Source organism: Streptomyces lacrimifluminis, assembly GCF_014646095.1.
Lineage (GTDB): Bacteria > Actinomycetota > Actinomycetes > Streptomycetales > Streptomycetaceae > Streptomyces > Streptomyces lacrimifluminis.
Genome location: NZ_BMMU01000052.1, coordinates 19,368 through 29,514, shown reverse-complemented (window position 1 = coordinate 29,514; position 10,147 = coordinate 19,368). Strand labels below are relative to the sequence as shown.

Here is a 10,147-nt window from a genome sequence, read left to right as displayed (position 1 = left end):
CCCGAGCATGCCCGTTGACCATGCTGCCGCACCGCGAAACGCCAAGATCCCCGACAGAGTCAAGTTAGATCACCTGCGGTTCCGTGTGCCTCGTCCGTTTTACCGATCGGGGAAGAGTGTGCGGCGTCGTCACTTCGGGTTTTGCCGGGCAGCTATGTCAGTAGCGTTGCTGTCGTGTGGTTGTTAGCTGTCGATGTCGTCGAAGATGCTGCGGTTGCGTGGGGGGGCCTGGTGTGAGAGGCCCGCGCGGTGTCTGGTGTACGGACCCTCACCTGGCTCGGGGTCGTAATCGTCGTAAGAGGTGGCTGCTTCTTCTACGTTGGTGATAGCTCGGTCGAGGGCACTCGCAGTTTCGGCGTCTTGTTCAAAAGCTTCGAGGTAAGTTCCTAGCTCATCTTGTAGCACCCTGTAGTACTGGTAGGGATCTTCTCCGGAAGGAAGGTTGTCTCGCCAAGTGTCCAGGGTGTATTCGAGATCAGGAATGAGCTCTTCGCGAACTCGTTGGAGAAGGTATTCTCGGTCTGTGTCGCTGAGCAAGACATGCCACTCGGGCTGGCGCAGCCAGGCGGCGTCCGGGGTTTCGATCGCTAGTTCGGCGACCCTTTCTCGGAGAAGGTTGTGTTCCTGTGAGGTCAGCAGTCCGGCTTCGTGGAGGCGAGCCAGGACCTTTGGCTCGTGAGCAGAGTCCAAGAACGAGATGAACTGCATCATCCGTTCTTTGAACTGGGTATTTGCCTCCGTGTATAGCTGCAAGAAGGTGTCAGAGCATCGCGTAGCGAAGAAGTTGTACCACTCTGCGAGGTAATAGCGGCCGTCCCTTACCTGCGATTCGACAGCTAGCAGACGTTTGATGACAGCCGGGTAGAGGGCGGGAGGTACGCGGAGTAGCGTGCCACGTTGCTGTTGCGTTCCGCAGTCGATGCGTGTGAGAAGTGTCCGCCAGTTCAAGCCGCCGATGAAGATACCCAGCAGGTTGGGATCGGCTGCCATGAATTCGGCGAAGCTCTCCTGCAGGGTGGGGTGGCGGAACGACCAGCCGGTCGTTGAGTCGTTGCCGGGCGGCGAGGCGAAGCGCAGGAAGGTTCCGGTTAGTGCCAGCAGGGCGCGGCTGACACCTGCGGGGGCGCTCCCGATCCGGTTGATGACATCGCTTTGTGACGCGTCCAGAGTCAGCGGTGCGGGAAGTTGCTCGCCTGCTTGGTAGGCCAGAGCGAGGGCGGCCTTTTCATCGGGGCCTAGTTCAGCGTAGACGTCGCGGAGGAAGGCCGTTGGGCGAGCCATGAAGTCAGTAATACCCTCGCCGGTCGGTTCGAGATGGCGTGTGAAGGTCTGTTGCCCGAGGCGTCGGGCAACTTCGGGGTGGAACGGCTCTGTTTCGGCTGCGAAGTCGAGATGTGGCTTCATCATCGCGCGGACCGCTTGTGGCTGGTCGCCGAGTTTGATGTGGTTGTAGAGGATCTGGCGGCGTTCATGCAGGGGCAGTTGAGCGACGTCGACGACAACCTGCTGTTCGTGCAGCAGGGGGTAGGCGTATTCCTTCAAGTAGGGGCGTGCGTCGCGGTAGATGTAGTCGCGCGAGGTGAGGACGACTTTGGCTCCGCCCCGGACGGCGGTCATGACGTTCCGCATGTGACGGGACCAGCTGTCGGTGAGTTGCTGTTCGTGGCGTACGGCACCGAAAGCGTCATCGATCCAGAAGAACTGGTTCGGCTCGTGCGGATTCCAGTGCCGCACTAGTCCATCTGCATCGTGGGCGTTAACGGTCAGGCAGCCCCAGGCGTCGAGGGCGGTCATGGCCAAGGTCGCGGCGATGACGGATTTTCCAACGGCGGGCTCACCGAGGAGCAGGACGAAGCCGTGGTCCTGCACGGATTGGACCGCATGTCTATAGGCGTCGGTGACCACGAAGGTGGCCAGTTCGTCTCGCAGGTAGCCGAGCAGGGACTGGGCTTGGGTGTAGGCGCGTTCGTCGAGGATCTGGGAGAGGTCGCCGAGTCCGTAGACGCGGGGGACGAAGGTCCGTAGGCGCTGGCGGGTGGCGATGGTGTCGCAGATCCACTGGCCGTCGAGGATCAGCGGGTACCCGACACCGGCGTCGAGCAGCCGCTGTCGGATGGTGGCTGCCGAGGCGCCGCTGACCCGCGCGTTGGTGAGCAGGACGTAGCTGCCGCACAGACCCTGGTCCACCAGCGCCTGGGCCTTGGCGAACTCGTCGCTGAGTTCCGAGGGCGTGAGGGTGGTGTTGGCTTTCTTGGTGTGCTTGCACTGCAGGACGAAGGGGCCGTCGGGGACGTCCTGGACGCCGATCGGGTCCGGTGGCTGTTGCCAGGTTCCGTGGAACGCGCCGTCGCGTCCGCCGTCGTTGGAGTCGGCGAAGGTGTGCACGGACTGTGCCCACACTTCGCGGAGTACGGCAGCGCACAGGTCCTGGAATGCGCGCCAGCCCAGGGTGTGGAGGGCGAAGTCGGGGGAGCCCGGTGCTGCGACGGTGCCTTTGCGGGGGTGGGCGGTCACTGTGGCTGGTCCTTGGCGGGGCCGTTGTGGGGGAAGTGGACGGGGCGTTTGAGGTTGTTGCCGTGGGTCCAGGGCAGGGCGCCGTCGTGCTGGAGGCGGCCGACGACGATGCCGGGGGCGATGCCGGCTTCGTGGGCGAAGGTCTTGATGTTGTCGAAGGGCATGGGCCTGCGTGTGAGGCGGCGGTATGCGGCGTTGTGCTCGGGGGGGATGAGGGTCTGGGCGGCGAAGGCGTCGGCTTCTTCTTCGCTGCGGTCGCCTTCGGGTGTGTGTTCGTCGGCGCGGTCGGTGTTGTCGAGGAAGGTCAGTCTTTTGCCGTGCAGGAGGGTGTGGCCGATCTCGTGGAAGACGGTGAACCAGAAGTGGTCGTCTTTCTTGAAGCGGTCGCTGAGGGCGATGCCGACTTTGTCGGGGGTGAGCCAGCGGGTGACGCCGGAGACGCTGGTCAGGGGAGGGGCGGGGAGGAAGACGACGGCTACGCCGGCCTGGGCGCATAGACGGGTGATGTGGTCGGGCCAGGTTGCCGGGTCTTCCAGGGTGAGGGCGCGCAGGCGGGGTAGCAGGGCGGTGAGGGCGGCGCGGTCGAACGGCTGGCAGGGCAGGGCGCGGGCCTCAAGTTCTGCCTGCCGCAGCCATACCGCGGTGGCGTAGTCGTCGGTTTTCAAGAGGGTGGAGCGGCGGAAGGCAGTGCGGTAGCTGCGCCAGAGGTCTTCGGCGATATCCGGATCAGCGACGCCGAAGAAAGCCAGCAGGCGCTGGAGGTTTCCTACGGTCTTTGCTTTGTCCGGCAGGATGTTGCGCTTGACGAGTTCGGACAGTGAGAAGTTGTCGAGCCAGTCGATGCGCTCGCTGAACCGCGTCAGTTCCTGCTGCTGGGTGACGTGGGTGCGCCAGGCGGCTTCGAGTTGGTTCCACAGGGATGCCGGGATGCCGGTGGCGCGATCGAGGAGGAGTGCGGTCTCGGGGGTGAGGACCGCGGTGCCCTGGACGATCTGGTTGATGTGCTTGGTGGACAGGCCGGTACGCCGGGCGAGGTCGGCCTGCGGGATGCCGAGTGCTTCCAGCTGTTCTTTGAGGGTCTCGCCGGGCGGCTGGGCGGAGTCGGGCGCGTAGACGAGGTGCTGGGCGGGAGGCGGTGTCACGGGTGATGCCTCTCTGAGGTCGGGGAGGCGGGGGTGGCGGGGGCGGTCATCGCGTGATGGAGATCGCGGTGACTATCAGGGCGCGTACGGAGTGTTCGTCAAGGGTGCCGTCACGGTGGGCGGCGGGCGGGTCGTCGCGGGGGCGTACGACGAGGTGGCCGTGGTCTCCGAGCGAGACGATCCGGCTGACGCCGTTGTCGGCCGGATCGGGCCGTAGCCGGGCGGCCGCGAGGCGATGCAGGTCGGCCAGGTGGTCGGCGGCGGCCATCTGATCGAGGCGTCTGTGGAGCGTGGCGGCGGCCTCCGGCCCGAAGCGGGCCCGGCGGGCCGCGTCGCTGTTGCAGACGCGGGCGAGCTCCGCGTCGTCGAAGGCGATGTTCACCGGCAGCCCCAGAAACCTCTTGCGTATACCTGTCGCTTCCATGCTACTCTCTCGATCAAGAAAAGTTTCATTAGCTTTATGGGTGCATGAAATCCATCGCATGATAAGGCATCTCCGCAGGTCAAATTGATTCACCATTGGAAGGGGTGCGTCATGTCAGGCAAGTCCAGCAAGGCGAGTGGGTCCGCAGGGAAGCGTGGTCGGAGTGCGGTCACGGGTCGGTTCGTGAAGCAGTCGACGGTGCGCAGGCACCCGTCGACGACGGTGAATGAGCGCGCATCGCGCGGCTCGAAGAAGAGCAAGTAGGCGGGCTTCGAGCCCGCCTTTCACGTTTCCCGGCCCGCTGAGGCGGGCCGGGGGAGATAGGTCGTCATGACGACGGCAGACATGCAGCACGAGGAGACCGGCGGCAAGACGGTCACGGTGAGCCTGTGGCCGGTGCCGAAGTGCACCACGCCGAACGTGATCCTGGGCCTGGCTGGTATCGACGCGGCCACGCACTGCCTGGTCGGGAGCGCCGGACGGAATCAGCAGTCGTTCGCCGGCCACGGGACGAGGAGGTCGCCGTGCGCGAGGGGGAGTTGTTCGTGTCGGTCTCCACCGGCCCGATGGCGGCGTCGTTGTCAGTGACGCGTGGTAAATCTGACCTGAAGTGAATTGGTCTGCTTTTCCTGCTAGTTGATCAATATCGAGTGAAGAGGTAGGACATGGTCGAGACGGAACTTCCCGAACAGGGGGTGGTGTTCTGGCCGGTGGGCACGGGTGACTCCACCACGATCGTGCTGGGCGGCAACCTGGTGGTGCAGGTGGACCTGCGGGATATGAAGGCGGCCGACGAGGACGACGCGGTGGTCGCCGCCGTCATCGACCGGCTGGAGGAGACCCTGCCGCAGCCCGACGGCAAGACGCCCTACCTGGCGGTCTTCGCCCTGACCCACGCCGACTCGGACCACTGCTGCGGCTTCGGCGACCTCCTGGAGAGCTCCATCCTGATCGGGGAGATCTGGGCGACGCCCCGGCTGTGGCGCGAACTGTCCGAGGACAAGCCGATGTGCGAGGACGCGCAACGCTTCCAGGACGAGGTCGAGCGACGCGTGGACGCCACCCTCAAGGCCGTCAAGGCCGGCAAGGAGCCTGCCAGCGGAGACCGGGTGCGCATCATCGGCTATGACGAGGACCGCGAACTGCACTCCTATGCCGAACTGCCCGACGAGTACTTCACGTTCCCCGGCGATGTGATCACCCAGCTCGACGGCGAGGACGTCGCGGACCGCTTCGAGGCGTTCGTCCACGCACCGTTCAAGGACAACTGCGCCGGCGACCGCAACGACACGTCCTTGGCCCTGCAAGTGCAGCTGAAGGCCGACGACGGCACAGCCGGCCGACTGCTGTTCCTGGGCGACCTCGCCTATCCCATCATCAAGATGATCTTCGAGAACAGTGAGGCCGCAGGCAACTCGGACCGGGTGGAGTGGGACGTGCTGCTCTCCCCACACCACTGTTCCAAGAAGGCTATGTACGCCGAGGGCGAGGACGGCGAGGAAGAACTCAAGCAGGACGTCCTCGACAAGGTCCAGGCGCATGCCAGCCCGGACGCGCGGGTGATCGCCAGCTCGCTTCCCTTCCGGGACAAGGACGAGAAGGGCAACAATCCGCCGCACCTGCTGGCCCGCAATGCGTATGAGTCGATCACCGACTACACGGTGCTGTGTACGGGGGAGTACCCCTCCAAAGACGAACCCCGTCCGGTGGTCTTCGCCCTGGAGCCCGGCCTGGGGCTGGAGCTCGTGGACGTCACCGACCTGGAGAACAAGGCCCAGGTGCTGCACGCCGCAGGCGGCGGCCGACGGCTGCTGGCCGCGCTCGGCACCACCCGCTTCCCGGCCGCTTCTTTCACCGCCGCAGCCGGCCTGCCGCACCAGCACGGTACGGACGCAGCCCGCGCCGGTGTGCAGCAGGCCAGGGGTGACAAGGCCGAGCCGGCGGTACAGATCGGATTCGGTGCCGCGTGAAGGACAGCACCACCCCGGAACTCACTGAAGGCCAGCAGCTCGCCCTCGACCAGCTCCACCGGATCGCCCAGGCCTCCCAAGGATCGATGGCGGCCACGCACGTGACCGCCTCCACCGGCCGGCCCGGGTACGTCGAGGCCCGCATCAGCGTCGGCTGCGCCAACCTGCCGCGTACCCAGGGCGCTCTGCGGCTGCGCAGTGTCGAGGCGGTCACCCTGCTGATCCCCCCGAACTTTCCCTTCGCCGCCCCAAGCGTGCGGACTCGGCATACCCGTTTCGCCGGTGCTCCGCACGTCAACTGGGGCCGCCACCTGTGCCTGTACCGCTCGACGGCGACCGAGTGGGATCCGGCCGACGGCATGTACGGGTTCGTCAACCGCCTCCTGGACTGGTTCGAGGCGGGCGCCGCGGGAGAACTGGACCGGCCCGGCGAACCCCTGCACCCTCCGAACGCCCTGACCGACCACACGGCGGGGCTCCTCGTGATCCGCCGCGACGCGCCCGTCGCACGGCCGGACGGTCCGTGGCTGGGCGCCGCCGTGCTGCACCAGGTCGGCGACACGAGAAGCGACGTGGTGGGCTGGCTTGCCGTCGAAGACCCCTGGCCCGCCACCCTGGAGCAGCTGCGGCAGACCGCCGCGCTCCCGGCCGGTGCCCGCGCGTTCCTCGCCCCCGCCGTCGTCACCACGAAGCACCTGACGTTCGAATACCCGCTCACCGCGCGGGACCTGGTCGAAGCCCTGGCCCGCGACCACATCACGTCACGCCTGCTACTGGGGCTGACGGGATTCGTCGCGGACCACAACCGCACCCTGCTCCACCTCGACGGCGACGCGCAGGACGAGGACGACGAAGACACCCCGGCCGCGCCGGTGCACCTGCTGCTGGGCACCCCCTCGCGAGGCATCGCCGGCGACGGCCCACGCCAGACACACCTGGTGGCCTGGCACCTGCCCGACTTCGCCGACCAGATCGGGCGCCTGGCCGTCGGCACCGCCTTCAGCGGCCGCCCGTACCTGGCCGAACTCGGCGACGAAGTCATCCAGTTCGGCACCGAATGGCTCGACCGTCTGCCCACCCGGTGGATGCGCATCTACGAGGCCCGCCCCGAAGTCACCGTCCGCCGCGACCAAGCCACCCCCGCGGCCTGGCTGCGGGGCAAACGCATCCTCGTCCTGGGCGCGGGCGCGCTTGGCGCCCCCGTCGCCGACATGTGCGCACGCGCCGGCGCCGCGCACCTCACCGTCGCCGACCAGGCGCTCGTCCACCCGGGAATCCTGGCCCGCCAGCCCTACACGGACGCCGACATCGGGCACTTCAAGGCGAGCGTCCTGGCCGACCGTCTCAACCGGATCGACCCCCACCACACCCGGGTCGAAGCACTCGTCGGCGACATCACCACCCGGCTGTCCGAACTCGACCTGCACCCCTTCGACCTGATCTGGGACTGCACCGCCAACCGCATCGTCCGTGCCCACCTCGAACGCGCCCGCCGCACCGATATCGCCCCGTGGCCTCACCTGGCCACGCTGATGATCGGCCACCACGCCACCCGCGGCCTCGCCGCGCTCTCGGCCCACGGTGCCACCGGCGGTGGCGCCGACGTCCTGCGCCGCACCGCGCTGGCCGCGCACACCGACACCACGCACACCTTCGATGACCTGATCGAGGACTTCTTCCCCACCAAGCCCCGCACGGAGCTCTTCCAGCCCGAACCCGGCTGCTCGGACGCCACCTTCACCGGCTCGGCCGCCGACGTCACCGCACTGGCCGGACAACTGGTGACCGGCGTCCTCTATGCTCTGGCCGACCCCGCCGACCGGCCTACCATGGCCACGCTCATCGTGCGCATGCCCGCCAGCCCCACCAGCACCCAGCCCGCCGGGCCGCGCTGGCTGACCTGGCCCAACGACACCCTTGTCACGGACAAGGCCACCGGCTACGACGTACGCATCACCCCCGCCGCACTCGCTGAGATGCGCGCGGAAGCCCGTCGCGGCGCCCGCGTGAGGGGCTCGCGCGTGGAAACCGGCGGGACCCTGCTCGGCGTCGTCGACGACGCCACCGGCGTGATCTTCGTCGACGAGGCCACCGGCCCGCCCCCCGACTCCCTGCTGACGGAGACCTACTTCCGGCACGGCCTGGACGGTGTCGGCGCTCACCTCGGCGCCCGCCGGGAGGCGACCGGCAACATCAGCCGCTTCCTGGGCATGTGGCACACCCACCCGCACACCGCCGCGCAGCCCAGTGCCACCGACCGCGCCGCCATGACCAGCCTCACCCTGCCACTGGACGACGCCCCCTCCCGCGCCCTCGTCCTCATCGCCGGAGGACCGGAGTCCGTGTGGCACAAGTGGCTCGCCACCGGTGACGGCCCCGACCTCTACGCCCACCTCGCCACCCGCACCGCCTCCGCCGCAGCCGAGCCGCCCTCGCCGCAACTACCCGCCCGCCTCGGCCCTGTGACGTGGTGGCCCGGCGGCTACGCCACCCGCCCCCACGGCCCGGTTCCCTTCCCACGCAAGGCTCGCCCATGACCCGCACCATCGGCCTCGCCCTGTCCGGCGGCGGCTCCCGCGCCGCCGCCTTCCACCTCGGCTGCCTGCGCGCCCTTAACGACCGCGATCTCCTCGACCGCATCCGCGTCGTCTCCGGCATCTCCGGCGGCTCCCTCCTCGCCGCCCTGTGGGCCTATGGCCCGCCCGACTTCGCCGACTTCGACACCCGCGCCACCGACCTGTTGCGCTCCGGCCTCCAACTGGACATCGCACGACAGGCGTTCAGGCCCTCTGCGGCGGTGCGCAACCTCACCGCGGCCGCCTGCGCAGGCACCCGCCAACTGTTCTCCCGCCACAGCGGTGTCAGCGTCGCCCGCCCCGCCAACCGCACTGACGCCCTAGCCGCCGTCCTCACCCACAAAGCGTTCGGAACCCAGACGATGGCCGACGTCACCCACCCCGGCCTTGCCGTCGTCCTCACCGCCACCGACCTGGCCACGACCAACGCCGTCCGCTTCGGCAGCACCCGCAGCGGCTGCTCCCGCTACGGCACCATCACCGAACCCATCCACGTCGCCACCGCCGTCGCCGCCTCCGCCGCCTACCCCGCGATCCTGCCAGCCTTGGAACGCACCTTCACCTTCCAGCACCCGGGCGGACACCAGCAGCAGCACACCGTGCTGCTCACCGACGGCGGCGTCTATGACAACCTCGGCCTGTCCGTCCTCGAGCCCGGACGCTCACCGCACCACACCCAGCACGTCTACGACGTGCCCTTCATCATCTCCTGCGACGCAGGTTTGGGTGAACTCGCCCTGAAGGCACCGCACTTCATGCCCGGACGCCTCAACCGCTCCTTCGCCACCGTCCACCGCAAGGCACAGGACTCCGCCCGCTCCCGCCTGCACGAATGGGCCGCGAGCGGACGCATCGACGGCTTCGCCCTCGCCTATCTCGGCATGCAGGACGATCGTCTGCCCGCGCCGCCCGCCGACCTCGTCCCGCGCAGCGCGGTTGCCGCGTACCCGACCAACTTCGCCGCCATGGCCCGCGGCGACTTCGAAACCATCACCACCCGCGGCGAACAGCTCATGCGCACCGTCCTGCCGATGTACCTGCGCCCCGCACACCGCTGAGGCAGCAGCGAAGCGATAGGGGATGCCCTTCTGGTACAGATAGCGGTTGGTTGCCCGCCACGGCACCCCATAGCCTGAGCTGCGCACGCCCCGGCCGCCCCCCGCTCTTCGCCGGCCGTGTCCCGCCGACAGCTTCATACCTTGGGCATGCAGCGCTGCTGGAGAGAGCCCGAACGGGCGCAACCCGGTTGTGCCGCTCCGCGAGTACAAGCTGCCGTCGTCCTGCCTCGGCGGCGGTGCCCCCTGCGGCAGGAGGCTGCGGCGCAGGACAGCTGCTTCGGTGTTGACACGCCCACCTGGCCGCCCTGCTACAGACCTGGTTTTGGAGATCTCATGGCTTCTCCTGCCGCTGCGCTCGGTGTTTCTGGGGGGCGTTGTCGCCGTTGGGGCAGCGGTTGCGCGTACTGCTGAGTGCAGAGAGTGTTGTGGGTGATCTGCGCCACTACTTCGGGATCGATCTGCC

General features: G+C 67.8%; 6 protein-coding genes. 3 read left to right on the top strand and 3 right to left on the bottom strand.

Annotated elements, in window-relative coordinates:
- Positions 1-183 precede the first annotated feature (183 nt).
- From IEY89_RS37955 to IEY89_RS37945, 3 genes are read right to left on the bottom strand one after another with little or no spacing between them, the layout of a single operon-like run.
- A complete protein-coding gene (locus IEY89_RS37955; protein ID WP_189152093.1) occupies positions 184-2,514 on the bottom strand; it encodes an nSTAND3 domain-containing NTPase in 2,331 nt (776 codons plus the stop codon).
- Complete coding sequence (locus IEY89_RS37950; RefSeq protein ID WP_189152092.1) at positions 2,511-3,656, bottom strand: ImmA/IrrE family metallo-endopeptidase; 1,146 nt, start codon at positions 3,654-3,656, stop codon at positions 2,511-2,513. The genes IEY89_RS37955 and IEY89_RS37950 overlap by 4 nt, the downstream gene beginning before the upstream one ends.
- 46 nt (positions 3,657-3,702) lie before the next feature.
- On the bottom strand, positions 3,703-4,080 hold the full coding sequence (locus IEY89_RS37945) for a hypothetical protein (RefSeq protein WP_189152091.1): 378 nt from the start codon (positions 4,078-4,080) through the stop codon (positions 3,703-3,705).
- Positions 4,081-4,745: 665 nt separating this feature from the next.
- Here IEY89_RS37945 and mblB point away from each other — a divergent pair.
- The 3 genes from mblB to IEY89_RS37930 are packed head-to-tail and all read left to right on the top strand — an operon-like array spanning position 4,746 to position 9,684.
- On the top strand, positions 4,746-6,050 hold the full coding sequence (gene mblB / locus IEY89_RS37940) for an anti-phage 6A-MBL system MBL-fold protein (protein WP_189152090.1): 1,305 nt from the start codon (positions 4,746-4,748) through the stop codon (positions 6,048-6,050).
- A complete protein-coding gene (gene cap2-3 / locus IEY89_RS37935; RefSeq protein ID WP_189152089.1) occupies positions 6,047-8,587 on the top strand; it encodes an anti-phage 6A-MBL system cap2_3 protein in 2,541 nt (846 codons plus the stop codon). Before mblB ends, cap2-3 begins: the two co-directional genes overlap by 4 nt.
- Positions 8,584-9,684 (top strand): patatin-like phospholipase family protein, encoded by a 1,101-nt coding sequence (locus IEY89_RS37930; protein WP_189152088.1) that lies wholly within the window; start codon positions 8,584-8,586, stop codon positions 9,682-9,684. The genes cap2-3 and IEY89_RS37930 overlap by 4 nt, the downstream gene beginning before the upstream one ends.
- The last annotated feature ends 463 nt before the right edge of the window (positions 9,685-10,147 follow it).